This window comes from Actinomadura sp. NPDC048394 (assembly GCF_040651755.1).
Taxonomy (GTDB): domain Bacteria; phylum Actinomycetota; class Actinomycetes; order Streptosporangiales; family Streptosporangiaceae; genus Spirillospora; species Spirillospora montaniterrae.
This window is the reverse complement of sequence record NZ_JBEZJL010000022.1, coordinates 16,083-41,848: the sequence shown is the minus strand read 5'-3', so window position 1 is coordinate 41,848 and position 25,766 is coordinate 16,083. Positions and strand designations below refer to the sequence as shown.

The window sequence follows — 25,766 nt, the reverse complement described above, 5'->3', positions numbered from 1 at the left end:
AAGTGGCGATAGCAGAGAGCGGGGCGCCGTGAGCACCAAGGACTACCTGGAGAAGGACTACTACAAAGTCCTCGGTGTCTCGAAGTCGGCCTCGCAGGAGGAGATCAAGAAGTCCTACCGGAAGCTGGCGCGCAAGTACCACCCGGACGCCAACAAGGGGGACGCCGACGCCGAGGACCGCTTCAAGGAGGTCTCCGAGGCGTACGACGTCCTGTCGGACGACAAGCGCCGCAAGGAGTACGACGCGGTGCGGTCCATGCCGGGCGGTTTCCGCGGCCAGCAGGGCGGCGGGGGCTTCCCCTTCGACCTGGGGGACATCTTCGGGCAGACCGGGGGCACGCAGACGGGCGGCGCGGGCGAGCGCATCGGCGACCTGTTCGGCGGCCTGTTCAACCGCGGCGGCGGGGGGACCCGCACGGCGGGGACGCGGCGGGCAAGGCGCGGCGCGGACGTGGAGACGGACGTGACGCTGTCGTTCGGCCGCGCGATGAACGGCGTGACCGTCCCGATCAAGCTGACCAGCGAGGCGGCGTGCCCGTCGTGCCGGGGCACCGGCGCGAAGGCCGGCACGGTGCCGCGGGTGTGCCCGAGCTGCGAGGGCACCGGGCACGAGACCCGCAACCTCGGCAACTTCGGGTTCCAGGAGCCGTGCCGGGAGTGCCACGGCCGGGGGCTGGTCGTGGACGACCCGTGCCCGACCTGCCACGGCAGCGGCCGCAAGCAGTCGGACCGCACCATCCAGGCCCGCATCCCGGCGGGCGTCGCGGACGGGCAGCGGATCCGGCTGAAGGGCAAGGGCGCGCCGGGCGAGAACGGCGGCCCGCAGGGCGACCTGTACGTGAACATCAAGGTGCTGCCGCACAAGGTGTTCGGCCGCACCGGCGACAACCTGACGATGACCGTGCCGGTGACGTTCCCGGAGGCGGCGCTCGGCGCGGAGATCCGGGTGCCGACGTTCCAGGGGCAGCCGGTGACGCTGCGGCTGCCGGAGGGCACCCCGAACGGCCGGACGTTCCGGGTGCGGGGCCGCGGCGCGACGCGGCGCGACGGCACGAAGGGCGACCTGCTCGTCACCGTGGACGTGCAGGTGCCGCAGAAGCTCGACGACCAGGCCCGTGAGGCGCTGGAGCGGCTGCGCGACGCGGGCGCCGGCGACGACCTGCGCGGCGAGCTGCTCCAGCAGGCGAGAACGGAGTGAGGTCATGGATCCGTTCGGCGACGACACCCCGGTCTATGTGATCTCGGTGGCGGCGCAGCTGTCCGGGCTGCACCCGCAGACGCTGCGCACCTATGACCGGATGGGGCTGGTGTGCCCGGGCCGCACGGCCGGCCGGGGCCGCCGGTACTCGATGCGCGACATCGTGATGCTGCGCGAGATCCAGCGGCTCTCCCAGGAGGAGGGCGTCAACCTCTCCGGCATCAAGCACATCCTGGAGCTGCAGCGCGACAACGTGCGGCTCCGCGAGGAGCTCGCCAAGGCGCACGCCGCCCTGGAGGAGCTCGCGAACGAACTCGAATCGACCCGGTCGGTCGCGGCGCGCCTGGCGCAGCAGCGGCGGCGCGGGGACCCGGGCGGCACTCCCGGCTCCGACCTGGTGCCGATCAGGCAGACCAGCGTCGTGGTGTGGCACGAGCGCAACCGGGAGTAACTCTCTCAGGAGTACGGGGACATGGACGTCAAGCTGACGCAGAAGAGCCAGGAGGCGGTGTCGGTCGCGGTCCGCAGGGCGGCGGCCGAGGGGCACCCGGAGGTGGAGCCGCAGCACCTGCTGGTCGCGCTGATCGGGCTGCCGGAGGGCACCGCGGTGCCGCTGCTGGAGGCGGTCGGCGCGGACTGGCAGGCGATCCGGCGGCGGGCCGAGGAGCAGCTCGCGGCGATGCCGAAGGCGCAGGGCTCGACGGTCGCGACGCCGCGGCTGTCGGGGCAGCTGAGCCGGGCGATCAACACGGCGGGCGCGCGGGCGCAGCAGCTGGAGGACGAGTACGTCTCGACCGAGCACCTGCTGGTCGGCCTCGCGGCGGACGGCGGGCCGGCGGCGGGGCTGCTGAAGGAGTTCGGCGCGACGCCGCAGGCGCTGCTGGACGCGTTCGAGAAGGTCCGCGGGCACGCCCGGGTGACCAGCGAGAACCCGGAGGGCACCTACCAGTCGCTGGAGAAGTACGGCGTCGACCTGACGGAGGCGGCGCGGGACGGCCGGCTGGACCCGGTGATCGGGCGGGACTCGGAGATCCGCCGGGTCGTGCAGGTGCTGTCGCGGCGGACGAAGAACAACCCGGTGCTGATCGGCGAGCCGGGCGTCGGCAAGACGGCCGTCGTCGAGGGGCTCGCGCAGCGGATCGTGGCGGGCGACGTGCCGGAGTCGCTGCGCGGCAAGCGGCTGGTGTCGCTGGACCTCGGCGCGATGGTGGCGGGCGCGAAGTTCCGCGGCGAGTTCGAGGAGCGGCTGAAGGCCGTCCTGAACGAGATCAAGGAGTCGGAGGGGCAGGTCGTCACGTTCATCGACGAGCTGCACACCGTCGTCGGGGCGGGCGCGGCCGAGGGCGCGATGGACGCCGGCAACATGCTGAAGCCGATGCTGGCGCGCGGCGAGCTGCGGATGATCGGCGCGACGACGCTGGACGAGTACCGGGAGCGGATCGAGAAGGACCCGGCGCTGGAGCGGCGGTTCCAGCAGGTGTTCGTCGGCGAGCCGTCGGTGGAGGACTCGATCGCGATCCTGCGCGGGCTGAAGGGCCGGTACGAGGCGCACCACAAGGTGCAGATCAACGACTCGGCGCTGGTGGCGGCGGCGACGCTGTCGGACCGCTACATCACGTCCCGGTTCCTGCCGGACAAGGCCATCGACCTGGTGGACGAGGCCGCGTCGCGGCTGCGCATGGAGATCGACTCCCGGCCCGTCGAGATCGACGAGCTGCAGCGCGCGGTGGACCGGCTGAAGATGGAGCAGATGAACCTGGAGAAGGAGACCGACGAGGCGTCCCGGCAGCGCCTGGAGCGGCTCCGCGCCGACCTGGCGGACAAGCAGGAGCATCTGAGCGGCCTGAACGCCCGGTGGGAGCGGGAGAAGGGCGAGCTGAACCGGGTCGGCGAGATCAAGGAGCGGATCGACCAGCTGCGCGGCGAGGCGGAGCGGGCCGAGCGCGACGGTGATCTGGAGACGTCGTCGCGGCTGGTGTACGGGGAGATCCCGGAGCTGGAGAAGCAGCTGGAGGCGGCGTCGGAGGCGGCGGACAGCCGCGACACGATGGTGAAGGAGGAGGTCGGCCCGGACGACGTCGCAGACGTCGTCGCGTCGTGGACGGGGATCCCGGCGGGCCGGCTGCTGGAGGGCGAGACGGGCAAGCTGCTGCGGATGGAGGAGGAGCTGGGGCACCGGCTCATCGGCCAGACCGCCGCGGTGAAGACGGTGTCGGACGCGGTGCGCCGTGCGCGCGCGGGCATCTCCGACCCGGACCGTCCGACGGGCTCGTTCCTGTTCCTCGGCCCGACCGGTGTCGGGAAGACGGAGCTGGCGAAGGCGCTCGCGGAGTTCCTGTTCGACGACGAGCGGGCGATGACCCGCATCGACATGAGCGAGTACTCCGAGAAGCACTCCGTCGCGCGGCTCGTCGGCGCGCCTCCCGGGTACGTCGGCTACGAGGAGGGCGGCCAGCTCACCGAGGCCGTCCGGCGCCGCCCGTACTCGGTGGTGCTGCTGGACGAGGTGGAGAAGGCGCACCCGGAGGTGTTCGACATCCTGCTCCAGGTGCTGGACGACGGGCGCCTCACCGACGGGCAGGGCCGCACGGTCGACTTCCGCAACGCCATCCTGATCCTGACCTCCAACATCGGGTCGCAGTTCCTGGTGGACCCGGCGATGGAGAACGGGGCGAAGCGGGAGGCGGTGTGGGCCGCGGTCCGCGACTCCTTCAAGCCGGAGTTCCTGAACCGGCTGGACGACGTGATCCTGTTCGACGCGCTGTCCACGGAGGAGCTGACCCGGATCGTGGACCTGCAGGTCGACCGGCTCGCCGACCGTCTCGCGGACCGGCAGCTCACGCTGAAGGTGACGGAGGCGGCGCGCGAGTGGCTGGCGCTGACCGGCTACGACCCGCTGTACGGGGCGCGCCCGCTGCGCCGCCTGGTGCAGACGGCGATCGGCGACCAGCTGGCCCGCGAGCTGCTCGCCGGGGACGTCCGCGACGGCGACGACGTGGTCGTCGACCTCGACGAGGCCGCCGACAAGCTGACGGTCCAGCCGTCCCGCGGCCTGACGCTCACCAAGTAAGGGTCTCGCGACGGACGGCCCGGGGGTTCGCCCCCGGGCCGTCCGCTGTTCAGATCTCGAGGTTCTCCTCGATGTCGCGGAGGCGGTGGCGGGCCAGGGCGAGGTTGGCGCGGGTGCGGTCCAGGGCCATGTAGAGGAACAGGCCCTTGCCCTTGCGGCCGGTCACGGGCCGGATCAGGTGGTACTGGGCGGAGAGGCTGATGAGGATGTCCTCGATCTCCTCCTTGATGCCGAGCTGCTCGATGGTGCGGAGCTTGGCCCGCACGACCTCGGTGTTCCCGGCGGCGGCGACGGTGAGGTCGAGCGCCTTGGAGCTGCCGAGGTGGCCGAGGGCCATGCCGCTGTTGTAGTCGACGACGGCCGCGCCGATGGCGCCGTCGATCGTCATCATGTCCTTGAGCGACAGGTCCAGGTTGGACATGGGTCTCCCTTTCGGTTCGTCGTGCGGTGCGCGGTCACGGGCGGCGCGGTGCGGTGCGGTGCGGTGCGGGGAGCGGGGTCGGTTGCGCGGGGTCAGGTGCGGGCGAGGTGCGCGGCGATGGCGCGGGCGGCGGGCCGGGCCTCCAGGTGGAGGCGGCCGACGTTGGCGCCCGCCTCGGCGAGGACGGTGAGGGACGCGGTGGGCCCGGCGGCATAGGTGACGACGTAGCCGTCGACGCCGCGGATGACGACCTCGTGGAAGGCGCCGCCGTGCGCGGTCTGCGCGATGCGGTGCGCGAGCGACAGCCCGGACGCGGTCACCGCCGCCATGCCGGACGGTTCGACGGACGGCGGGAGGTCCGCCGCGACGAGCAGCCCGTCGGCGGACGCGACGAGGCTCCCGGTGAGCCGCGGGACGCGGGCCCGCAGCGTCCGGAGTTCCGCCGTCACGTCCGGTTCCGCCGCCGGTGCGGTCGCGGTCGTCGCTGGTACGGCCACCTTCGTCAGCCTTTCGATCAGTTTCCCGAAGCGGTCGCGCACGTCACCCGAGCTCCACCAGGGCGGCCCGGAGCCGTGCGAGCAGGTCGTGGTCGGCCGGTGCCCACTCGGCGGGCGGTCCGGCGTCCTGCGGCGGGAGCGGGTTCGGCGGCGGGAGCGGGCCCGGGAGCGGGTCGGGAGGCGGGGCCGCGGGTGTGACCGGCGAGGCGGGCGCCGGGTCGTTCCGCGGGGTGCGCAGCAGTGCCGCCGCGGCGAGGCCGCGCACCGCGAGCAGGCAGGCGAAGGCCGTCCGCCCGAGGTCGCGTGCCAGCTCGCCGGGGGTGCGCCGGCCGTCGGCGTTCAGCAGGATCTCCGCCTGGAGCCCGGTGAGGATGACGCGCTGGCGCCGGACGCGCCGCACCGGCACGACGGGCGCCGCGTCGGCGTCGCCGTGCGGCCAGGCGGCGTCGAGCAGGGTGCGGCGCCGGCGCCGCTCGTGGACGAGCGTCGCCGCGGTGATCCGCCGGGCGGGCCCGTGCGCCGGGGGCCCTCCGGTGAACACCGGCTCGGCCTCCGAGCCGAGCAGGAAGTAGGCGGCGTCGAACAGCGCGAGCAGCGCCGGCAGTTCGGGGTCGGGGCCGCCGAGGGCCCCGGTGAGGTCGCCGGGGCCGGGCGCGTGCCGGCTCGCGGCGTGGGTGACGGCTCCGCGGTCGAGGTGGAAGGCGCCGTCGCCGCCGACGCTGAGCAGGCCGGTGGCGCGTTCGCGCTCCAGCATGCCGAGCGTGCGGGCGATGCGGTCGCCGGTGGTCGCGGTGGTCCGGTCCGCCATGTCAGCGCCCGGTCATCTCGTCGACGAGGCCCTGCAGCCGCAGCCGCGCGAGGGCGAGGTTGCCGTTCTCGCGGTCGACGAGCAGGTGGACGAACAGGTGCCCGTCGAGGTCGGCTCCGGTGAGGGCGAGCAGGTGGTACCCGCCGGTGCCGCAGACGATGATCTCCTCGACGTCGTCGCCGGCCGCGGTGGCGCTGAGCGCGGGCGAGGCGAGCACGGCGCGCACGACGTCGGTGGCGCCGGCGGCGTCCTCGTGCCGGTCGACGAGGTCCTCGCGCCCCGCGCTCGCGACCGCGAGGCCGCTCGCGCAGTCGATCAAGGTCACCCGCCGCGCCCCGGGGATCGTCATCATCCGTGCCAGGCAGTCGTCGATACCGGCCACTCATTCCCCCACCGAATGAGAGTTGCAGGAAAACCACCGTAACCCGGTCTTTGTCCCTCGCGCCGCGAAAGCGGTAATGCGCCACGCACGGGGCGAAACGGGGTATAAATACCTCCCAGTATCACGACCGGTCAGCGACCTCCGGGATACGGAAGATTCCCGGAGGTCTGGAATCGGCCGGAACTTTCCCACCCGTTGCGGAATGACCGCAATCACCGGCCCCCGCGCCGCTCCGGGCCGCCCGCCACCGCCCCGGCCAGGCGCCCGGCCAGGCGCCCGGCCAGGCGCCCGGCCAGGCAACGGCCAGCCGACCGGCCGCGAAGTCAACTCCGGGGACGCACGAAGCACCGCACCCCGCCCCCGGAATTTCGTCGGCCGCCCAATAGCACCGCATTTCCCGCGCGTGGTTGCGTGGGCCGCATGGGAATCACCGACGAGCGCCACCCGGCGATCAGACCGCGCCGGGTGACGTTCGACTGGACCGCGACGCCGCTGCACTGGATCCCCGGCGCGCCCGTCGCCTCGCATTTGATCAATTATTTCCAGATCCTGCTGACGACCGGCGAGAAATGGTTCGTCCAGTGCGTACAGGACGCCGCGCCGCACATCACCGACCCGGTGCTGCGCGCCGAGATCAAAGGCTTCGTCGGGCAGGAGACCGTGCATTCGCGCAGCCATCAGGGCGTCCTGGACGACCTGCTCGCCCGCGACGGCATCGACACCCGGCCCGTCATCGACGGCGCGCTGGCCGGCCTCGCCGGGCGCGCCGCGCTGATGTCCCGGCTGGCGGAGGAGGACCCGCGCCGGTTCCGCCGCCGGCTGCTGTTCGAGCTCGGCGCGATCAGCGCGATCGAGCACTACACCGCCGTCCTCGGCCAGTGGATCATCGACAACGACCGGCTGGACGCCTGCGGCGCCGACCCGACCATGCTCGACCTGTTCCGCTGGCACGGCGCCGAGGAGATCGAGCACCGCTCCGTCGTCTTCGACGTCTACCGGGCGCTCGGCGGCGGGTACGCGCTGCGCTGCCTGACCTGGGCGGTCGCGATGGCGCTGCTCGTCCGGGCGCTGGTCGCGGGGACGTTCGACCTGCTGCGGCGCGATCCGTCGATCACCCGGCGGGTGACGGTGCGCCGCGTCTACCGGTCGTACCGGCGGTCGGTCCGGGCGGGGCACATCTTCGGGCTGGGCGCGCTGCTGCTCGAAGGCCGCGTCTACCTGCGGCCGTTCCACCACCCGTCCCACGTCTGCTCGACCGAGGTCGCCCTCGACTACCTCAAGCGCTCCCCGGCCGCCCGCTCCGCCGGCTACGCCTGAGCATCCCGCCCCCGGATTCCGTTAGCCGGGCTAAGAGGTAGCGTGGGGCGGTAGCCAAGCAAGCATATGGTTGGGGGGACGATGGAGTTCGTCGACGCGCACGTGCACTACTGGGACCTGGGCGAGCACGAGGACTGGTACCCGGGCCTGCAGCGGTTCTTCCCCGAGGTGTACAGCGACTACCTGCCGGACGATCACCGCGCCGACGCGGCGAAGGCCGGCGTGGACGTCACCGCGGTGGTGCACGTGTCCGCGAGCTCCGCGCCGCGCGCCTACCTGGGCGAGACGGCCTGGCTCGACCGGATGCACCGCACCGACCCGGCCCGTCCCGCCGCGATCATCGGCGGCCTCGACCCGCGCCGGTCGCCGGACACCGTCGAGGACGACCTGGACGCCCAGGCCGCGTCCCCCGCGTTCCGCGGCGTCCGGATGCTCGGCGGCGTGGACCCGGCGGCGGAGACGACCGCCTCCGCGCTGCGGCTGCTCGCCCACCGCGGCCTGGTGTTCGACCAGATCATCCGGCCTGCCGAGGCCGCCGCGTTCGTCCCGGCGCTGTCCGCCGTGCCCGGCCTCGCCGTCGTGGCGGAGCACACCGGCTGGCCCGAACGGGACGAGCCCTTCGCCGAGTGGCGCGACGGCATGGCCCGGCTCGCCGCGCTCCCGAACGTCCACTGCAAGATCTCCGGTCTGGGCATGGCGCTGCGCACCACGTCGGTCCGCGACCTGCGCCCGTACGTCGAGGGCTGCCTCGAACTGTTCGGCGTCGACCGCTGCTTCTTCGCCAGCAACTTCCCGGTGGACGGCGTGGGCGGCACCTACGCCGACCTGCTCACCGCCTATCAGGAGATCACCGCTCGCCTCACCGAACCCGAGCGGCGGGCGCTCTTCTCCGAGAACGCCCGCCGCCGGTACCGCCTCGCCGGCTAGGCGGGTGGGCGGGGCCCGCGCGGTCGCGGCCAAGCGACGGCCGTCCCGGCACGGATCGGGGCGGCCGTCGTCGTGTGCGGGGCGCTTTGGACGCGCGGCCGGGCGGTGCGGTTCGTGGTTTTTAGGGGTTTGACCCGATATGGCCAGCACGCCATCCGGAACCCCGGCCGGTCCGAATGGCCTTCGCAAGCGGCGCACAAGGCGCGCCGCCGTCGCGAAGAAGGAAGTACCGCAATGCCAGGGATCGCTTCGGCCCGCTCCAGGGCCGCCGTCCTGCTGGCCGCCGGGGCCGCGCTCGTCGCGGGGGGCCTGGCCGGCCTCGCGCCCGGCGCGGCCACCGCCAGCAGCCACCGGGAGGCCCCGCTCATCTCGGGGCAGCCGCAGTACGACAACACCGACGTGTACGCCTTCGTCAGCCCCGACCGTCCCGACACCACGACGCTCATCGGGAACTGGCTGCCGTTCGAGGAGCCGGCCGGCGGGCCGAACTTCTACAAGTTCGCCACCGACGCGCACTACGACATCAACGTCGACACCGACGGGAACGCCCAGGCCGACCTGACGTTCCGGTGGACGTTCCAGGACCACGTGCGTGACGGGAGCACCTTCCTCTACAACACCGGTCCCGTCCGCAGCCTCACCGACCCGAACCTCAACGTCCTGCAGACCTACGACCTGACGCTGCTCAAGAAGTCGAACGGCACCGTCGTGTCGCGGACGGCACTCGCGCGCGGCGTGCCCGTCGCGCCGTCGGACGTGGGCCGCGCGTCGATGCCGGACTACGCGGCGCTGCGCCGGCAGGCGCTGCACCCGCTGACCGGCGGCGCCGGCGGCTGGTCCGAGGGCGGGCAGGTGTTCGCCGGGCAGGCCGCCGACCCGTTCTTCCTCGACCTGCGGGTCTTCGACCTGCTGTACGGCGGGAACCTGTCGGAGGTCGGCAACAACACGCTGCGCGGCTACAACGTCAACAGCGTGGCCCTGCAGGTGCCGACCAAGATGCTGACGCAGGCCGGGCAGCCGATCGTCGGCGTCTGGTCGAGCACCGAGCGCGGCAACGCGAGCGGCTGGTACACCCAGGTCTCGCGGCTCGGGAACCCGCTGGTCAACGAGGTCGTGATCGGCACGAAGGACAAGGACCGGTTCAACGCCTCGGTCCCGTGGGAGGACGCGCAGTTCCTGCCCTACGTGACCGACCCGGGCCTGCCGAAGGTGATCCAGAAGGTCTACAAGACCCCGGCCCCGGCGGCGCCGCGCAAGGACCTCGTCCAGGTGTTCCTGACGGGCGTGCCCGGGCTGAACCAGCCGCCGAACGTCCGCCCGGCGGAGGAGCTGCGGCTCAACACCTCGATCCCGCCCGCGCGCACCCCGAACCGGATGGGCGTGCTCGCCGGCGACAAGGCCGGGTTCCCCAACGGGCGCCGGCTCGGCGACGACGTGGTGGACGCGTCCCTGCAGGTCACCGAGGGCAAGCTGCTCGGCGCGAAGACCGACCTCGGCGACGGCGTCGACGCGCCGGACCGCGCGATCGGCTCGTCGTTCCCGTACCTGGCGCTGCCGTACTCCGGTTCGGCGGCGCGCGGCGCACCGGCGAAGGACGCCGCGGACAAGAGCGGCGGGAAGCGCACGACCCAGCTCAACGCCGGGAACGCCGCCGACTCGGAGCCGTCGGACGACGGCTCCTCGCGGCTCCTGCCGATCGCCGCGATCGGCGCCGGTGCGCTGTTCCTCGGCGGCAGCGGCGCCGTCTGGTGGCTGCGCCGCAGGGCCTAGCGGTCCGGTCCCCTTCCTCGTTCCTTCCTAGCCTTCTGGAGATGTCATGCGTGCTGTGCCGACCCGGCGGCGGGTTCCATGGCCGCCGTCCCTGACCCGCCTGACCGGCGCGGCGATCGTCGCGGGGCTCGCGGTCGCGCTGACGATCGCCGCGGCGGTCGCCGGCGGCGCCGGCCGTCCGGCCGATCCCGGGCCCGGCGCCGGCGGGACCGACCCGCAGGCGTACGGGCAGGCGGCGGGCGGCGGCACCGCCGCCGGGATCGGCCGGCTCCAGCGGCACCTGCGGGCGCAGCCGCGCGACGCGGAGAGCTGGACGGCGCTCGGCCTGTCCTACGTCGAGCAGGCCCGGCTGACGGCGGACCCGTCCTACTACCCGAAGTCGGCGGCGGCGCTGCGGCGGGCGCTCGCCGTCCGGCCGGACGCCAACGACGGAGCGCACGCGGGGCTCGCCGCGCTGGCCGCCGCCCGGCACGACTTCGGCACGGCGCTCTCCGAGGCGGACGCGGCGCTCGCGATCAACCCCTACGGCCAGAGCGCCCTGGCGGTGCGGATCGACGCGCTGGTCGAGCTCGGCCGCTACCCGGAGGCGATGGCCGCCGCGAAGCACGCCGACGCGGTCCGTCCGGGGACGCCGGTCTTCACGCGGCTCGCCTACGTGAACGAGCTGTACGGCCGGACGGGCGAGGCGCGCCGGGTCCTTCGCCTGGCCGCGTCGTCGGCCACCGCCCCCGCCGACCAGGCCTACGTCCACGACCAGCTCGGCGAGCTGGCCTGGAACGGCGGCGACCTCGCCGCCGCCGGCCGGGAGTTCGGCCTCGCGCTGCGCCACGACCCCGGCTACCTGCCGGCCGTCGACGGACGGGCCCGCGTGGAGGCGGCGCGGGGCCGCACCGCGCGGGCGCTCGCCGACCACGCCCGGGTCGTGGCCGCGCTGCCGCTGCCGCAGTACCTCACCGGCTACGGGGAGCTGCTGGAAGCGCGCGGGCGGACCGCCGACGCCCGGCGGCAGTACGCGGTCGCCGGGAGCTGGTCGACGCTCGCGCGGGCGAGCGGCGTGGCCACCGACCTGGAGACCGCGCTGTTCGAGGCCGACCACGGGAACGCCGCGACGGCCGTGGCCGCCGCGCGCGCCGAATGGGGACGGCGGCGCAGCGTCCACGTCGCGGACGCGCTCGGCTGGGCGCTGCACGCGAGCGGGCGCGACGCCGAGGCGCTGCCGTACGCCCGGAAGGCCCTGGCCACCGGCTACCGCAACGCGTCGTTCCGCTACCACCTCGGCATGATCGAGAAGTCGCTCGGCCAGCGGTCCGCCGCGCGCCGCGATCTCGCCGCCGCGCTGAGGCTCGACCCGTACTTCTCGCCGCTGCACGCCCCGAAGGCGCGGGCGGCGCTGTCCGCGCTCGGAGGTGCGGCATGATCACCGCCACCGCGCTGGCCGCCGCCGCGCTCGCCGCCGGGCCGCTGCAACCCGCGCAACCTCTTCAGCCGGAGCACCCGCTGGGGAACTTCACCGTCAACCGGTACGACGGGCTCGTGGTGGCCGCGCGCGAACTGCGCGTCGACCACGTGCAGGATCTCGCCGAGATCCCGGCCGCGCAGGTGCTGCAGGGCGGCACCGACCCGGGCCGGTGGGCCGGGCGGGCGTGCGCCGCCGCTGCCGGGGCGCTGCACGTCACCGTCGACGGGACGCCGGCACGGGCCGCCGTGCGGTCGGCCACCGCCCGCACCCGGCCCGGCCAGGCCGGACTGCCGACGCTGCGGCTCGAGTGCGCGCTGAGCGCCCCGCTGCGGCTGCGGCCGGCGGGCTCGGTGATCGCCTTCCGGGACGCGGGCGCCACCGGCCGGGCCGGCTGGCACGAGATCACCGCCGCCGGGGACCGGACGACGCTGCGGTCCTCGGACGTCCCCGCCGCGTCGCAGAGCGCCCGGCTGACGTCCTACCCGCAGGACATGCTGACCTCGCCGCCGGACCGGCGCGCGGCCACGCTGCGGGCGGTCCCCGGCGGTCCTGCGCTGGCCCCGGCGGCGCCGGGGGAGCCGCCCGCGGCGTCGCGGGTGCTGCCGCGCGGCGTGGACCGGCTGACCACGGCGTTCACCGGCCTGATCGCCCGCCGCTCGCTGACCCCGGGGTTCGCGCTGGTCGCGCTGCTGCTCGCGGTCGCGCTCGGCGCCGCGCACGCGCTGGCCCCCGGCCACGGCAAGACGATCATGGCGGCGCAGGCCGCCGGCCGGGGACGGCGGAGCCGGCGCGACGTCCTGCTCCTCGGGGTCACCGTCACGGTCACGCACACGGCGGGCGTGCTGGGGCTGGCCCTCCTGGTCGCGGGCGGCTCCACGCTCGCGGGGCCGTCCGCCTTCGGGTGGCTGGGCATCGCCAGCGGACTCTTCGTCGTCCTCGCCGGCGTCGCCCTGCTCCGCCGCGCCCTCCACCACCGCCATCACACCCACGCCCATGGGCACGGGCATGGGCACGCGCATTCGGCGGCGGCGATGCCGCGGCGCGGGACCGTGGTACTCATGGGGTTCGCGGGCGGGCTGCTGCCCAGCCCGTCGGCGGTCGTCGTCCTGCTGGGCGCCGCGGCCGTGGGCCACGCGTGGTTCGGGTTCCTGCTGGTGCTCGCCTACGGGCTCGGGCTGGCGCTGACGCTCACCGCGGTCGGCGTGCTCGTCACCGGGATCGGCCGGCGGCTGGCCGCCGTCCTGCCGCGGCTGCGCGCCCGGATCCCGCGGCTGCCGAGCATTCCCGCGCATTTGGTGCCGACCGGATCCGCGGTCCTGGTGGTGATTCTCGGTGCGGGCTTGACGCTGCGCAGTCTGCCCGCCGTACTCGGATAGCAACGGCCGGACTTCCGGAGAGGGGCTGGGCCATGACGACGGGACCGCACGAGCCGTCCAGGACGGCGCGCCGTCCCCGCGGGCCCCTGGCGGGCCGGCGCGAGGACCTGCGCGGCGCCCGGCTGGACGCGCTGCTCCGCCGGGTCGCCGGGGGCGACGCCGGCGCGTTCGAGGAGCTGTACGACGCGACCGCGGCCGCCGTCCACGGGCTGGCCCTGCGGGTGCTGCGCGACCCGGCCCAGGCGGAGGAGGTCGCGCAGGAGGTCCTGGTCGAGGTGTGGCGGACGGCCCGCCGCTACGACCCGGCCCGCGGCGGTGCCATGGGCTGGATCATGACGATGGCGCACCGCCGGGCCGTCGACCGGGTCCGCTCCGAGCACGCCGCGGCCGCCCGCGACGACCGCGCGGCCCGCCTGGAGCCGCCCGCCGCGCACGACGGGGTGGCCGACCTCGTCATGGACCGGCTGGACAGGCAGCGGCTGCTCGACTGCATGGACCACCTGACCGGCCCGCAGCGCGAGTCCATCACGCTCGCCTACTACGACGGCCACACCTACCGCGAGGTCGCCGACCGGATCGGCGTCCCGCTCGGCACGGTCAAGGCCCGGATGCGGGACGGGATGATCCGGCTGCGCGACTGCCTGGGGGTGGCGTCATGAGCGACGACGTCCACGCCCTCGCCGGCGCGTACGCGCTGGACTCCCTCACCGGCGACGAGCGGTCCGCGTTCGAGGCGCACCTGGCGGGCTGCGAGCTCTGCGCGGAGGAGGTCGGCGGCCTGCTGGCGACCTCCGCCGTGCTCGGCCGCGCCACCGCGGCGCCGCCACCACCGAGGCTGCGCGAGCTGGTCCTGACCGAGATCGCCCGCACGCCGCAGGACGGCGCGGACGAGCCCGCGTCCCGGGCGCGCCGCCGCCGTCCGCACCTGCGCGTCACGCCGCTGCTGGCCGCCGCGTGCCTGCTCGTCGCCCTGGCGGCCGGCGGCTACGCGGTCGCGACACGGCGGAGCCTCGACCGCGCCGACGACCGGTCCGCCGCGATCGCCGCCGTGCTTTCGGCGGGCGACGCCCGGACGGTCTCCGGGCCCGCCGGGTCCGGCGGCACCTTCACGGTGGTGTCCTCCGCCGCTCGGGGCAAGGCGGTGGTCGCCGGGTCCGGCGTGGCCGCGCTGCCGGGATCCAGGACGTACGAGCTGTGGACGATGGGCGCGCGCGGCGTGCGGCCAGCCGGTCTGGTCCGCCCCGTTTCCGCCGGACGCATCGCGCCGCGCGTCGTCGCCGTCCCGCCGGGCGCGGACCGGGTCGGCGTCACCGTGGAACCGGCGGGCGGCTCGCCGCAGCCGACGACCGCGCCGATCACCGTCCTCCGGCTGTGACCGGCACCCCGGCCGCCGCCCCGCCCCGTACCGCACCGCACTTCACCGCACCGCCCGCCGAGCCACCGCCCGCCGAGCCTTGGGAAGGCCGATGGACACGACCCTGAACCCTCCGATCCCCGCGGCCATCGGCCCGTACACGGTGGTGCGGCGGCTCGGCGAGGGCGGGATGGGCACCGTCTACCTGTGCCGCACCGCCGGGGGCGGCGACGCCGCCGTGAAGCTCATCCGTCCCGGCCTGTCCGCCGACCCGGGCTTCCGCCGCCGCTTCGCCGCCGAGGTGGACGCCGCCCGGCGGGTGGCCTCGTTCTGCACGGCCGCCGTCCTCGGCCACGGCGTCCACGAGGACCAGCCGTACCTCGCCACCGAGTACATCGACGGCCCCACGCTCAACGACCACGTCGCCCGGACCGGCCCGCTCCCGCCCGGCACCCTGCACAGCCTCGCCGTCGGGGTGGCGGCCGCGCTGACCGCCGTGCACGCGGCCGGGCTGATCCACCGCGACGTCAAGCCGCAGAACGTCATCCTGTCGATCACCGGCCCCCGCGTCATCGACTTCGGCATCTCGCGGGCCGTGGACGGGCCCGCTCTGACGGCCCGCGGGGTCGTCCTCGGCACTCCCGGCTGGCTGGCGCCCGAGCAGCTGCACGGCGCCGACCCGGACCCGGCGTGCGACGTGTTCGCCTGGGGCTGCCTGGTGGCCTGGGCGGGGCTCGGCCGCCACCCGTACGGCACCGGGGACCTCCTCGCCGTCGGCAACCGGATGCTGCACGCCGAGCCCGACCTGGACGGCCTGCCCGCAGGGCTGTCGGACGTGGTCAGGTCCGCGCTGTCGACCGATCCGGCGCGGCGGCCGACGGCGCGGGACCTGCTGCTCACCCTCACCGGCGGCGACGCCACGCCCGCTTCGCTCGCCGCCGCGACCCGTCTCGACCCGGCCGGCTTCGTCCCGGACGGCTCTGTCCCGCCGCAGGAACCACCGCAGGACCCGCCGCAGGACCCGCCGCAGGACCCGGCGCCAACGCGGGCCGCCGCGCCCGGCTGGCGTGACGCGCGGTCGTGGCCCGTGCGCAGGCTCCTCACCGGCGCGGCGGCGTTCGCCATCGGCCTCGCGCTGCTCGTGCTCGGCATCCTGCTGCTTCCCCGGTGAGGTCAGAAGCGGCCGGCGGCGATGAACACGGCCATGGCCAGGTAGACCACGTTCGCCACGACGGCCGTGCGCTCGTTGCGGCGGAGGTGGGTGGCCATCGCGCCGACCATCAGCAGCACCCAGCAGACGGCGGTCACCGGCACCATGACCGGCGCGACGTCGACGGCGCGCGGCACCACGATGCCGATCGCCGCGAGGACCTCAAGGGCGCCGAGCGTCTTGACGAACGCGGCGCTCCGGTCGCCGGTCCAGCCGCCGGCGGGGGCCGCGGCCAGCTTCTCCTTCGGCACGATCAGCTTCGTCAGGCCGCCGAACAGCATGACGGCGCACAGCAGGCCCGCGACGATCCACAGTGCGAGGTTCACGGGGTTCTCCCTCCCGGGGACGGTGTGTCGTGCACAAGACACCGGCCGCCGGGCGGGCGTCACGGGAGGGGGCCGTGAGACGCGTCACCGTCACACGCCCGTCGTGGAACCGGGACGGACGATCATCACGATGGTGACCGCGGCCCACAGCACGTTGAACAGGCCGGTCAGCATCGCGAGCCGGGCCGGTGCGACGAGGCCGAAGCCGGGGGTGCCCGCGGCGGCGAGGGCGCCGTGCTGCGCGGGCAGGATCAGCAGGGCCAGCACGCCGGCGGCGGCCGCGGTCAGCACGATCGAGACGATCAGCCAGGCGTCGCCGAGCACGCCGAGGACGCTCGCGGTCGTGAAGCCGAACGCGGGGACCGCGAGGCCGGCGGCGGCGTAGACGCGGCAGATGCGGTTCAGCGTCCGCAGCGTCGCGAGGGGCGCGGGATCGTCCGGGGCGGCCTGGGCGCGGCGCAGCGCCGCGGGGAACATGCTCGCGGCGGCGGTGACCGGCCCGATGGCGACCACGGCGGCGAGGACGTGCAGGGACAGGAACAGCTTCGCCATGGTCAGAACCCGGCCGAGACAGGGTCGCCGTCGAACAGGACGAGCTGGGCATGCATCAAGGGCTCCTTCGGTGGGCGGCGCCGGGATCACAGCCGACGCTAGAGCGCCCCCGCCTTCGCCCCCAGTGGCATTAGTGCCAGGCTTCAACGGATTATTGCCAACCCCCTGACATGCCTCTGAGCTGGGCCGATGATGAAATCCGCGCTGCCGCTCGCTCAGGTGCGGAGGTAGGTTCTCGCCATGCACACCGTCGCCGTCCTCGCGCTGGACCGGGTGATCCCGTTCGACCTGTCCACGCCGATCGAGGTGTTCACCCGCACCCGGCTCCCCGACGGACGCCCCGGCTACCGGATCCGCGTGTGCGCCGAACGTCCGGAGATCGACGCGGGCGCCTTCACCCTGCGCGCGCCCTGGGGGCTCGACGGCCTCGACGCGGCGGACACCGTCATCGTCCCCGGCACCGCGACCCCGCTGGACCCGCTGTCCCCCGCCGTGCGGGACGCGCTCCGGGCGGCCGCCGCGAGAGGCACCCGCATCGCGTCCATCTGCACGGGCACGTTCCCCCTCGCGGCGACCGGGCTCCTCGACGGGCTGCGCGCGACCACGCACTGGCTCGGCGCGGACCGGCTGGCCGCCGCGTACCCGGACATCGACGTCGACCCGGACGTCCTCTACGTCGACAACGGGCGGATCCTCACCTCGGCGGGCGCCGCCGCCGGCCTGGACCTGTGCCTGCACATGATCCGCCGCGACTACGGCTCGGCCGTCGCCGCCGACGCGGCCCGCCTGTCGGTCATGCCCCTCGAACGCGAGGGCGGGCAGGCGCAGTTCATCGTCCACGACCACGTGCCGGCGCCCCGGGGGTCCGCGCTGGAACCGCTGCTCGGCTGGCTCCAGGAGAACCTGGCCCGCGACCTGTCCCTCGCCGACATCGCCGCGCACGCCGGGACCAGCACCCGCACGCTGATCCGCCGCTTCCGCGAGCAGACCGGCACGACGCCGCTGCAGTGGCTGCACCGCGCCCGCGTCCGCCGGGCGCAGCACCTGCTGGAGACCACGGACCACCCGGTCGAGCGCATCGCGGAGCAGGTCGGCTTCGGCTCACCGACCGCGTTCCGCGACCGTTTCAAGAGGACGACCGGCGTCAGCCCCCACTCCTACCGCCGCGCGTTCAGCTGACGCCGCAGGGTCACGACGTGGTCCGCCGGTAGTTGTAGAGGTACGTCGCGAGCCGCCCGGAGACGGCGTCCAAAGCGTGCATCTGCGCGCCGTCGGACGTCGCGAGGAACGCGAGACCCTCGGTCTCCGAGCCGGAGGGCAGCGACGACGCGCGGTCGAACACGTCGGTGACCTGGCCGGAGTCCGGGTCGATCCGGTAGATGGACTTCGCGTCGTTGTTCGAGGACGCGTAGAGGTCGCCCTCGTAGATCTTCGCGCCCTGGATGCTGCCGATGGTCGTGCTCAGCGGGACCGTCTTCACCAGATGCAGGTCCGTGAGGCTGTAGACGTTGAGCGCGGGCGTCGGGTTGTAGGCGGACGAGTAGACGTAGCCGCGTGCCGCGTCCACCGCGACCCAGGGCGCACCGTCGGGCTGCACGCTGAGCGGCAGCGCGTACGAGGTGCCGGTGTACGTCAGCGTCGACGCGTCATACAGCGCGATGTAAGGGTGCTGGTAGTCGCTACCGTCCTCGATCGGCGCGTAGATCTTGCCGTTGTAGTAGTCGATGTCGCCGATGTGGTTCGCGCCCTGCGCGGAGAGCTGCGGAGGGATCGCGAGAGGGTTGGACGCCAGCACCGTCCGGCTGTCCAGGGTGACCCGGCTGAGCCCCAGCTTCCACGAGAAGTACCAGGTGGTGCCGTCGGTCGCGATGCCCTGGGACCGCTGCAGGGCGTCCACGAGGTAGTAGGTCTGCCGGGACGCCTGCTGCCACGTCTCCGCCGCCGAAGCGGCCGGGGCCGCGGCGAGGGCCAGTCCGGTCAGGGCCAGGGTGCAGGCGATGCGCCGTCGCATGGGGGGTCTCCGCTCTCCGAGGGATGCGCCGGACCGATCATCGGACACTCCCGCCACCCGCGACAGACCCAGCCCGCGGCTCACCCCTCGCGGCCGGGCGCCGCACCCGTCCCGCGCAGGCTCCGCTGGAGCCGGATCAGCGGGTCGTCGCCGTCCCGCGTGCCCGACGGTCCCGCAGCCTCCTTCGGTACGAACCGGCCCGCGTCCGACCTGGTCCACTCCCGGACGGCCCACCGCTCCGCGATCGCCCACCGGCCGTCCCGCCACGCCATGTGGTCGACGAACCGCACGCCGCTGGTGAAGTTCGCCCGCGGATCGCCGGCGGGCTCGCCCCAGTGCACCGACGTCCCGTACGTCTCGCTGATCGCGGTGTCGCCGAGCAGCTCGACGAGGTGGTTGGCGACGATGTGCATCGTCCCGCCGCTCACGGCCCGCAGCTTCGGCTCGACCCAGGCGATGTACTCGTCCACCGTCCCGTCGAAGCCGGTGTGGTGGTCGACGGCGTCCGGATGGTAGGCCGACCGGACGAGCCCGAAGTCCAGCCGGTCGATCCCGCGGCAGTACCGCAGGACGGCGTCATGGATCTCCCGCCGATCGGACCACTCGCTCCGCTCCGCACCCATACCGGCCGAGTCTGCGCCACCCGCCCCCGCGCGCTCCTCGGGATCCCGCTCTCCGAGACCCCGCCTCAGCCGCCCAGGCCGAGCAGCGCGCCTCTGGCGTCGAGCCGGACGCCCGGCGCCCAGGCGATCTCCCAGCGGTTCCCTTCCGGGTCGGCGAAGTACGCCGAACGTCCGCCCCAGGAACGGTCCACCGGCTCCTCCACCGGCGTCGCGCCGGCCGCCACCGCCGCCGCGAACGCGGGATCCACCTGCTCGCGACGGTCGACGTTGCAGATGAGCGTGATCCCCGACCACCCGGCCGGGGCCGGTGCGCCACCCGCCGCCTCGGCCGCCAGCCGATCCACGGGATACAGGGTGAGGAGTACGCCGCCGAGCAGGAAACCCGCCCAACCGTCGTCGCTGGACGGAAGCTCCTCCCATCCCAGACCACGGTAGAACCGGCGCAACCCGGACATGTCCCGTGCGCCGAGCGTCACGGCGGTCAAGCGAGCGGGCACCTCAGCCATGCCAAGAGCATGCAGCCGAGCCGCACACCCCGCCAGCTCCCCACCGAGTCGTGGCGTGTCGCCCAAGCGCCGCCCTAGCGAAGATCGAGGACACCCGCCTTGGCGCGGGCGAGGAGCGCGGCGAACGACGAGCGGTCCACAGTGACGTGACCAGCGTCCGGGTCCTTGCTGTCCCGCACACCGACGCCCTCCTCCAGCGCAGCAAGTTCAACGCATTCGGTGCCACCATGAGTCCCGCTGCTGCGCGTGGATTTACGCCAATGGGCAGTCATATCAACGACTCCAGTGCTCGCCGGATGATGTCTCTTGATTGGGCGCGGTTCAAGGCATCCGCACCGATGCGGTCGAGCCGCAGCGCAAGTTGGCTGACCTCTTTCGGGTTTCGGATCAGCTTTCCGCCCAGCGGCGCCTCCGTGAAACCGATCAGCTCGCGACCGACGGTCATGATCTTCATCGGGCCGATGAGGCCATGATGGAAGCCCTGACCACGAGGGACGACCCGCAGGAAGATGTGGTGCATCTCGGAGAGATCCAAGAGGTGCTCCAACTGCTTGGACATTACTTCGGTCCCGCCGATGACGCGATCTATCACGTCCTCGTCGATCAACATGGACAAGTGCGGCGGATCCGGTGAGTACAAGCGCTTCTGCCGGGCCATGCGCATGGCAACGGCACCCTCAACGTCATCGACGATCCCCTCCAGCGTGAACAATGCCCGCGCGTACTCGGGCGTCTGGAGGAGGCCCGGGATGAACGACCGCTCGTACAGGCGGATCTCAGATGCTTTGGCGTCGAGGTGCAAGTGCTGCATCTGCCAGCGCGTGTCGTGGACGATCTCGGCGTGGAAGGCGATCCATTCCAGGAGGCCGCCGGTCTCGTAGAGGGCGTCCAAGCCGCGGATCTGGCCTTCGTCGGGCCGGAGAAGGCCGGACTCCCAGTGAGAGACAGTCTGCCGGGCGGCGTTCACCTCGCGGCCGACGGCGGCGCAGGACAGGCCGTGCTTCGTCCGAAGAACATGCAGGTAGACGGCGAATAGATCCCACAGCGAGGACGTGGGGTCGAGCTCTTCGCGGCGCGTCATCGCAGCCCCTCCATATTCGATCTTGTCTCTCGTTGCCCAGATCCATGGCCAAGGTAGCCCGGGGCATTCACTCTTGGAGTGGAACACCGAAAGATTCGCGGAAAAGGTGGTGATCGGGAAGTGGACGGGTTGGCGGACGCTTTCGAGTGCTGCCTCAAACCGATTCCGGAGGCGGCGCGGGAGGCGCGGCAGCTCGTCTCGGTGGCGTGGTCGCATTGGGAGCTGGGCGACGACTACATGGCGCGGCTCGTCGTGTCCGAGCTGGTCACCAATGCGATCGCGGCGTCCGGGAAGGCCGGCGGCGACCCCGCAATAAAGGTAGTTTGCCGCCTTTCCGGAAGTTGTCCGGTTATTGAGGTGTGGGACGGGAGCGACGAGCTTCCGGAGATGCGCTATCCGGCGCTCGGCGACCTCGGAGGCCGGGGCCTGCCACTGGTGGCCTCCCTTTCCGGGGGCTGGACGGTGGAGAAAAGACCGGGAAAGGGGAAAATCGTGCGGGTCGAGCTGGGCGGTGCGGCATGACGCCCTCGCAGGACTACCTCGAATCGATGGCACTGATCATCGGCGGCGCCATGACCGTCTCGCTGGCGTTCGGGATCCTGCTCGGCGCGGTCTTCGCGCCGGGCCCGGGCTGGAGGCACGAGGGCAGGCACCGGAGGGAGAGCGACGGCAACGGCCGCGCCCCCGATCGGCCCGGTGACGTTGGAATTCGCAGGGGCAAGGGGAAGCCGTTCTCCTGGCGCACCGACCGTTGACCGCCAAAGGCTCAGGGCCGCCGGACCGGGTGGTCTGGCGGCCCTGTTCGGCCGGTTCATCGGGGGTTATGCCTTGTTGAAGGTGTGCTTGGCCCACAGGTAGGACACCACGGCGATGCCGGCGCACCAGGCGACCGCGATGGCGGCGTCGTTGCCGATGTGGGTTCCCAGCAGCAGTCCGCGGATGGTTTGCATGATGGGGGTGAAGGGCTGGTATTCGGCGAACCAGCGCAGGGCGGTGGGCATGGAGTCGGTGGGGACGAACCCGCTGCCCAGGAAGGGCAGGAAGACCAGCGGCATAGGGGCGTTGCTGGCGGCCTCGGGGGTCGGGGACTTCAGGCCGAGGGCGATCGACAGCCAGGTGACGGCCACGACGAACAGGATGAGCAGTGCGGCGGCGGCGAGCCATTCCAGCGGGGTGGCGTTGGGGCGGAATCCGATCGCCAGCGCGATGGCGATGACGACGATCATGCCGATGATCTGCTGGATGACGCTGCCGACGACGTGGCCGGTCAGGACGGAGGCGCGGGAGATCCGCATGGTGCGGAAGCGGGCGATGATGCCTTCGGTCATGTCGGTGGCGACCATCACGGCGGTGCCGGTGGCGGCGGTGGCGGCGGCCATGAGCAGGATGCCCGGGAGCACGTAGTTGACGTAGGTGTGGCGGCCTCCACCGCCGCCCAGGCCGTCGCCGAGGGTGCCGCCGAAGACGTAGACGAACAGCAGCAGGATGATCACCGGGGTGATGACCAGCTGGACGGTCATGGACGGGTAGCGGATCAGGCGCTTGAGCTGGCGGCGGGTCATGGTCGCCGAGTCGCGCGCCGCGAGGGACAGGGAGTTCATCGCGCGGCCTCCTGCTTCTGCTCGTCGTTGTGGTGGGTGTCGTCGTGGTGGGGCTGGCCGGTGAGGGTGAGGAAGACGTCGTCGAGGTCGGGGGTGTGGACGCTGAGGTCGGCGATGTCGATGGAGTGCTCGTCCAGGCGGGTGAGCAGCTCACGCAGGGCGCGGACGCCGCCGTCGGAGGGGACCTGCAAGGTGAGGGTCTCGGGGTCGGCCGTCCCGGTGCCCAGGACGCCGCGGGCGGTGTCCAGGAGGTGGGCGTCGGCGAAGGTCAGCAGGATGTGCCCGCCGGGGATGAGGCGTTTGAGGTCGTCGGCGGTGCCTTCGGCGATCAGCTGCCCGTGGTCGAGGAGGGCGATGTGGTCGGCGAGTTCGTCGGCTTCTTCGAGGTATTGGGTGGTGAGGAAGATGGTGACGCCGTCGGCGACCAGTTCGCGGACGATGCCCCACATGGCGCGGCGGCTGCGCGGGTCCAGCCCGGTGGACGGCTCGTCCAGGAAGATCAACCGCGGGTCACCGACCAGCGTCATCGCCAGATCCAGACGCCGCTGCATCCCACCGGAGTAGGTCGAGGCGGGCTTGCGTGCGGCCTCCACCAGGTCGAACCGCTCCAGCAACTCGGCGGCCTTGCGCTTGCCGTCGCGGCGGGGCAGGTGCTTCAGGTCGGCCATCAGCAGGAGGTTCTCCTCGCCGGTGAGGAGTTTGTCGACGGCGGAGTACTGGCCGGTGACGCCGATCGCGCCGCGCACGTCGTCGGGCCGCTGGTTCAGGTCGTAGCCGGCGACCTGCACCTGGCCGGCGTCGGCTCGGATGAGGGTGGACAGGATCTGGACGGTGGTGGTTTTGCCGGCGCCGTTGGGGCCGAGCAGGGAGAAGATGGTCGCTTTGGGGACGGTCAGGTCGATGCCGTCCAGCACGACCTTCTCGCCGGTCTTGTCGCGGTAGGACTTGCGCAGTCCTTCCGCCTGGATCGCAAGGTTCGTCATCGGGGGGCTCCTTGAAGAGGGGTTGAGCGGGCCCGCCGGGGCGGGCCCGCTGGTCACAGGCTGCGGGCGGTGATGTCGCCGTGGTCGGTGGTGGCGTCGATGGTCAGGCCGGTGGTGCCGTCGTTCTTGAGGCTGTTGGTGACGCGGCCGTAGGAGGTGCGGGCGTCCAGCGCGGCCGAGACACCGGGGGCGGCGCCGACCGACACGTCCCCGGAGCGGGTGCGCAGTTCCACCCGGCCGCCGGCGGCCTGGGTGATGCGGATGTCGCCGCGCTGGGTGCTGATGTCGGCGGGGCCGTTGAGGTGGCCGACCTCGACGTCGCCGTCGGTCGCGGTGAGGCGGACCGCGGCGGCCTCGTCGATCTTGATGTGGCGGTACGCGCCGTCGAAGGCGACCTCGCCGAGCCGTCCCACGCCCCGGAACTCGGTGGCGGCGGCGGTGCCCTCGACGCGCGAGCCGGCGGGCAGCTGCACCGTCACCTCGATCGCGCCGGAGGAGCCGAGGTAGCGGTTGCCGGTGGCGGCGCGCACCTTCAGCGTCCCGTCGGCGAACTCGACGGTGGCCTGCTCGGCGGCCTTGACGTCGCGGCCCTTGGCCGGGTTCGCCGGGCGGACGTCCACGACGGTGTCGGCGCGGTCGGCGGCGATGACCTGCACGCGACCGGCCGGGACGTCGAACGCGGCGGTGATCGGGGCGGGGGTGGCGAAGGTGTTCATCGTGCTGCTCCTTGCTGAGGGGGGCGGACCCCTGCGGCCCGCTCGTTTCCGACAACGCAAACGCTACGTTGCCTTTCAGAGTTGAGCAAGAAGCTTGTTGCACAGAATCAGTGTTTTCGCTGGTAGACGTTGAATTATTGTTGCAACTGTTCAGAATTCAACGCAACGCCGCACCGCGACTTGTTGCAATGACTTGCGAGTGAACGCTATGCGGTGATGGCCCAGGCGATCGCGTCGGCGACCTGCCCGGCGGTGAGCATGCGGCCGCCGGGGACGCCGCCCAGCGCGTCCCAGAAGGGAGTCTCGACGCGTCCCGGCGCGATCAGCGTGACCCCGACGCCGTCGCCGGTGACGGCGCGGCGGGTGTTCTCGGCGAGGCAGGTCAGGGCCCATTTCGTGGCGCCGTAGAGGTTGCCGGGGGTGTGGACGAACCCGGCGACGCTGCCGACGAGGACGATCCGTCCGCGCGCGGCCTTGAGCGCGTCGATGGACGCGCGGACGAGGAGAGCGGGTCCGAGGACGTTGGTCAGCACCATGTCCCGCCACAGGGCGGGGTCGCCGTCGACGACGCCGTCGGCGGTGGCGGACCCGGCGTTGGCGACGGCGGCGTCCAGCCGGCCGAACCGTCCGACGGTGGCGTCCACCGCTGCGCGCATGACCTCGGGGTCGGCGGCGTCGGCGGTGAGGGGCAGGAGCGCCGAACGCACCGGTCTCAGCGTCCACACCCACCTGTGCACGCGGCTCCGGGCGTCCGGGATGCCGCTGCCGATGATCCGCGAGTACGCGGCGCTGGTGCGGGAGGGCCCGGCGACGGTCGCCATGTACGAGGAGCACCTCGCGGCGGACGGCGACGACCCGCTGTGGGCGGGCTAGCGGATGGTCAGGCGTTGACCCAGTCGCCCGGGAGCAGCGCGCGGAACCGCGCGAGGGTCTCGGGGTCGCGGGCGCGGACGGAGAGCCACGCGCCCCCGCCGTCGGACAGCAGCACGCCCGGCGCGGTGTAGAAGTTCTGGCCGCCCTCTGTCGGGAACGGGACGAGCGCGAAGCGGCGGGCCAGCTCGTCGTCCTCGCCCGCGCCGAGGTCCCGCGAATCGCACAGCTCCTCGGGGCCCTGCGTCGACTCCGCCAGGACGATCTCCAGGACGGCCGCCGAGAACCGGTCGGTCCACGGCTCCCACAGCTCGGCGTACTTGTCGGCGAGGTCAGCGCGGACGTGGACGGGCGGGTCGTCGCCGCCGAGGTCGTCCAGCATGACGCCCCAGCGCGCCGCGCCCTGGTTCTCCTCGCGGAAAATCAGGGCGCCGTGCTCGACCGCCAGCTCACCGGGGCTCAGCAGGGTGTCGAGGTTGCTGTGCAGGTCGGGGCGGCGTCCGAACAGCGCGTACGCCTCGCGGACGGCGGCGGGCAGCCGGAGGCCGAGCCGTTCCTCGGCCTCCGCCAGCTCCGCCTCCGGCGTGCCGTCCTCGACGGCGAGCGGCAGGCCCCAGCTTCCGGCGAACTCCCTGATGAAGGTCCAGGCGGCGGCCCGGTCGTGGAGTGCCGGCGGCAGGTCGCGGACGATGTCGAAGCCCACACTTC

Annotated in this window: 31 protein-coding genes; 15 read left to right on the top strand and 16 right to left on the bottom strand. The window is 73.2% G+C overall.

Annotated features, from left to right (window positions below):
- The first annotated feature begins 28 nt into the window (after positions 1-28).
- The 3 genes from dnaJ to clpB are packed head-to-tail and all read left to right on the top strand — an operon-like array spanning position 29 to position 4,268.
- The gene (gene dnaJ, locus AB0C78_RS17765; protein WP_360748675.1) at positions 29-1,198 is read left to right on the top strand and encodes a molecular chaperone DnaJ; all 1,170 of its coding nucleotides are present in this window, start codon (positions 29-31) and stop codon (positions 1,196-1,198) included.
- Between the two features lie 4 nt (positions 1,199-1,202).
- Positions 1,203-1,649 (top strand): helix-turn-helix transcriptional regulator, encoded by a 447-nt coding sequence (locus tag AB0C78_RS17760; protein WP_151546116.1) that lies wholly within the window; start codon positions 1,203-1,205, stop codon positions 1,647-1,649.
- Between the two features lie 21 nt (positions 1,650-1,670).
- The gene (gene clpB, locus AB0C78_RS17755) at positions 1,671-4,268 is read left to right on the top strand and encodes an ATP-dependent chaperone ClpB (RefSeq protein ID WP_151546115.1); all 2,598 of its coding nucleotides are present in this window, start codon (positions 1,671-1,673) and stop codon (positions 4,266-4,268) included.
- 49 nt (positions 4,269-4,317) lie between these two features.
- Here clpB and AB0C78_RS17750 read toward each other — a convergent pair whose 3' ends face one another.
- From AB0C78_RS17750 to AB0C78_RS17735, 4 genes are all read right to left on the bottom strand, one after another.
- Positions 4,318-4,689 (bottom strand): hypothetical protein, encoded by a 372-nt coding sequence (locus tag AB0C78_RS17750; protein ID WP_360748671.1) that lies wholly within the window; start codon positions 4,687-4,689, stop codon positions 4,318-4,320.
- Positions 4,690-4,781: 92 nt separating this feature from the next.
- Entirely contained in the window at positions 4,782-5,186 is a 405-nt protein-coding gene (locus tag AB0C78_RS17745) for a roadblock/LC7 domain-containing protein (RefSeq protein ID WP_151545229.1), read from the bottom strand.
- 43 nt (positions 5,187-5,229) lie between these two features.
- Positions 5,230-5,994, bottom strand: coding sequence for a hypothetical protein (locus tag AB0C78_RS17740; RefSeq protein ID WP_360748666.1), 765 nt, complete (start codon positions 5,992-5,994; stop codon positions 5,230-5,232).
- Between the two features lies 1 nt (position 5,995).
- Positions 5,996-6,376 (bottom strand): hypothetical protein, encoded by a 381-nt coding sequence (locus tag AB0C78_RS17735; RefSeq protein WP_360748663.1) that lies wholly within the window; start codon positions 6,374-6,376, stop codon positions 5,996-5,998.
- 420 nt (positions 6,377-6,796) lie between these two features.
- Here AB0C78_RS17735 and AB0C78_RS17730 point away from each other — a divergent pair, with 420 nt between their 5' ends.
- From AB0C78_RS17730 to AB0C78_RS17695, 8 genes are all read left to right on the top strand, one after another.
- Positions 6,797-7,693, top strand: a complete 897-nt coding sequence (locus AB0C78_RS17730) for a metal-dependent hydrolase (protein WP_360748660.1) — start codon at positions 6,797-6,799, stop codon at positions 7,691-7,693.
- An 81-nt stretch (positions 7,694-7,774) separates the two neighbouring features.
- Positions 7,775-8,620, top strand: a complete 846-nt coding sequence (locus AB0C78_RS17725; protein WP_360748656.1) for an amidohydrolase family protein — start codon at positions 7,775-7,777, stop codon at positions 8,618-8,620.
- A gap of 234 nt (positions 8,621-8,854) precedes the next feature.
- Positions 8,855-10,390, top strand: a complete 1,536-nt coding sequence (locus AB0C78_RS17720) for a DUF4331 domain-containing protein (RefSeq protein WP_360748653.1) — start codon at positions 8,855-8,857, stop codon at positions 10,388-10,390.
- 46 nt (positions 10,391-10,436) lie between these two features.
- Positions 10,437-11,807, top strand: a complete 1,371-nt coding sequence (locus AB0C78_RS17715; RefSeq protein WP_360748650.1) for a hypothetical protein — start codon at positions 10,437-10,439, stop codon at positions 11,805-11,807.
- Entirely contained in the window at positions 11,804-13,225 is a 1,422-nt protein-coding gene (locus AB0C78_RS17710; protein WP_360748647.1) for a sulfite exporter TauE/SafE family protein, read from the top strand. The genes AB0C78_RS17715 and AB0C78_RS17710 overlap by 4 nt, the downstream gene beginning before the upstream one ends.
- A 32-nt stretch (positions 13,226-13,257) precedes the next feature.
- Positions 13,258-13,884 carry an ECF RNA polymerase sigma factor SigK gene (gene sigK, locus AB0C78_RS17705; protein ID WP_360748644.1) on the top strand — a complete coding sequence of 209 codons (627 nt, stop codon included), beginning with the start codon at positions 13,258-13,260 and terminating at the stop codon, positions 13,882-13,884.
- Positions 13,881-14,600, top strand: a complete 720-nt coding sequence (locus tag AB0C78_RS17700) for an anti-sigma factor (protein ID WP_360748641.1) — start codon at positions 13,881-13,883, stop codon at positions 14,598-14,600. Before sigK ends, AB0C78_RS17700 begins: the two co-directional genes overlap by 4 nt.
- A 91-nt stretch (positions 14,601-14,691) precedes the next feature.
- Positions 14,692-15,750: a serine/threonine-protein kinase gene (locus AB0C78_RS17695; RefSeq protein WP_360748638.1), complete on the top strand. Its 1,059-nt coding sequence runs from the start codon at positions 14,692-14,694 to the stop codon at positions 15,748-15,750.
- 2 nt (positions 15,751-15,752) lie between these two features.
- On the opposite strand, the gene AB0C78_RS17690 is transcribed toward AB0C78_RS17695, so the two are convergent.
- Together AB0C78_RS17690 and AB0C78_RS17685 are read right to left on the bottom strand one after the other, a co-directional pair.
- On the bottom strand, positions 15,753-16,115 hold the full coding sequence (locus AB0C78_RS17690; protein ID WP_360748635.1) for a DoxX family protein: 363 nt from the start codon (positions 16,113-16,115) through the stop codon (positions 15,753-15,755).
- 90 nt (positions 16,116-16,205) lie between these two features.
- On the bottom strand, positions 16,206-16,667 hold the full coding sequence (locus AB0C78_RS17685; RefSeq protein WP_360748632.1) for a hypothetical protein: 462 nt from the start codon (positions 16,665-16,667) through the stop codon (positions 16,206-16,208).
- A gap of 240 nt (positions 16,668-16,907) precedes the next feature.
- On the opposite strand from AB0C78_RS17685, the gene AB0C78_RS17680 reads away from it, so the two are divergent.
- Positions 16,908-17,846, top strand: a complete 939-nt coding sequence (locus tag AB0C78_RS17680; protein ID WP_360748629.1) for a helix-turn-helix domain-containing protein — start codon at positions 16,908-16,910, stop codon at positions 17,844-17,846.
- A 10-nt stretch (positions 17,847-17,856) separates the two neighbouring features.
- Here AB0C78_RS17680 and AB0C78_RS17675 read toward each other — a convergent pair whose 3' ends face one another.
- The 5 genes from AB0C78_RS17675 to AB0C78_RS17655 all read right to left on the bottom strand — a co-directional run bounded on the left by AB0C78_RS17675 (position 17,857) and on the right by AB0C78_RS17655 (position 20,888).
- Complete coding sequence (locus AB0C78_RS17675) at positions 17,857-18,678, bottom strand: hypothetical protein (RefSeq protein WP_360748626.1); 822 nt, start codon at positions 18,676-18,678, stop codon at positions 17,857-17,859.
- Positions 18,679-18,758: 80 nt separating this feature from the next.
- The gene (locus tag AB0C78_RS17670; RefSeq protein WP_360748623.1) at positions 18,759-19,301 is read right to left on the bottom strand and encodes a nuclear transport factor 2 family protein; all 543 of its coding nucleotides are present in this window, start codon (positions 19,299-19,301) and stop codon (positions 18,759-18,761) included.
- Between the two features lie 65 nt (positions 19,302-19,366).
- The gene (locus AB0C78_RS17665; protein ID WP_360748620.1) at positions 19,367-19,807 is read right to left on the bottom strand and encodes a VOC family protein; all 441 of its coding nucleotides are present in this window, start codon (positions 19,805-19,807) and stop codon (positions 19,367-19,369) included.
- Between the two features lie 74 nt (positions 19,808-19,881).
- Positions 19,882-20,079, bottom strand: coding sequence for a DUF397 domain-containing protein (locus tag AB0C78_RS17660; protein WP_360748617.1), 198 nt, complete (start codon positions 20,077-20,079; stop codon positions 19,882-19,884).
- On the bottom strand, positions 20,076-20,888 hold the full coding sequence (locus tag AB0C78_RS17655; RefSeq protein WP_360748614.1) for a helix-turn-helix transcriptional regulator: 813 nt from the start codon (positions 20,886-20,888) through the stop codon (positions 20,076-20,078). Before AB0C78_RS17655 ends, AB0C78_RS17660 begins: the two co-directional genes overlap by 4 nt.
- Positions 20,889-20,966: 78 nt before the next feature.
- Here AB0C78_RS17655 and AB0C78_RS17650 point away from each other — a divergent pair, with 78 nt between their 5' ends.
- Together AB0C78_RS17650 and AB0C78_RS17645 are read left to right on the top strand one after the other, a co-directional pair.
- On the top strand, positions 20,967-21,410 hold the full coding sequence (locus AB0C78_RS17650; RefSeq protein WP_360748611.1) for an ATP-binding protein: 444 nt from the start codon (positions 20,967-20,969) through the stop codon (positions 21,408-21,410).
- Complete coding sequence (locus AB0C78_RS17645; protein ID WP_360748608.1) at positions 21,407-21,643, top strand: hypothetical protein; 237 nt, start codon at positions 21,407-21,409, stop codon at positions 21,641-21,643. The genes AB0C78_RS17650 and AB0C78_RS17645 overlap by 4 nt, the downstream gene beginning before the upstream one ends.
- A 66-nt stretch (positions 21,644-21,709) precedes the next feature.
- Here AB0C78_RS17645 and AB0C78_RS17640 read toward each other — a convergent pair whose 3' ends face one another.
- The 4 genes from AB0C78_RS17640 to AB0C78_RS17625 all read right to left on the bottom strand — a co-directional run bounded on the left by AB0C78_RS17640 (position 21,710) and on the right by AB0C78_RS17625 (position 24,895).
- Positions 21,710-22,489: an ABC transporter permease gene (locus AB0C78_RS17640; RefSeq protein WP_360748605.1), complete on the bottom strand. Its 780-nt coding sequence runs from the start codon at positions 22,487-22,489 to the stop codon at positions 21,710-21,712.
- Positions 22,486-23,472, bottom strand: coding sequence for an ATP-binding cassette domain-containing protein (locus AB0C78_RS17635; RefSeq protein ID WP_360748602.1), 987 nt, complete (start codon positions 23,470-23,472; stop codon positions 22,486-22,488). The genes AB0C78_RS17640 and AB0C78_RS17635 overlap by 4 nt, the downstream gene beginning before the upstream one ends.
- A gap of 53 nt (positions 23,473-23,525) precedes the next feature.
- A complete protein-coding gene (locus AB0C78_RS17630; RefSeq protein ID WP_360748599.1) occupies positions 23,526-24,188 on the bottom strand; it encodes a DUF4097 family beta strand repeat-containing protein in 663 nt (220 codons plus the stop codon).
- 206 nt (positions 24,189-24,394) lie between these two features.
- A complete protein-coding gene (locus AB0C78_RS17625) occupies positions 24,395-24,895 on the bottom strand; it encodes an SDR family oxidoreductase (protein ID WP_360748596.1) in 501 nt (166 codons plus the stop codon).
- Here AB0C78_RS17625 and AB0C78_RS17620 point away from each other — a divergent pair.
- Positions 24,870-25,061 (top strand): hypothetical protein, encoded by a 192-nt coding sequence (locus AB0C78_RS17620; RefSeq protein WP_360748593.1) that lies wholly within the window; start codon positions 24,870-24,872, stop codon positions 25,059-25,061. The two genes, AB0C78_RS17625 and AB0C78_RS17620, sit on opposite strands and share 26 nt — an antisense overlap.
- Before the next feature lie 7 nt (positions 25,062-25,068).
- On the opposite strand, the gene AB0C78_RS17615 is transcribed toward AB0C78_RS17620, so the two are convergent.
- Entirely contained in the window at positions 25,069-25,761 is a 693-nt protein-coding gene (locus AB0C78_RS17615; protein ID WP_360748590.1) for a hypothetical protein, read from the bottom strand.
- Positions 25,762-25,766 lie beyond the last annotated feature (5 nt).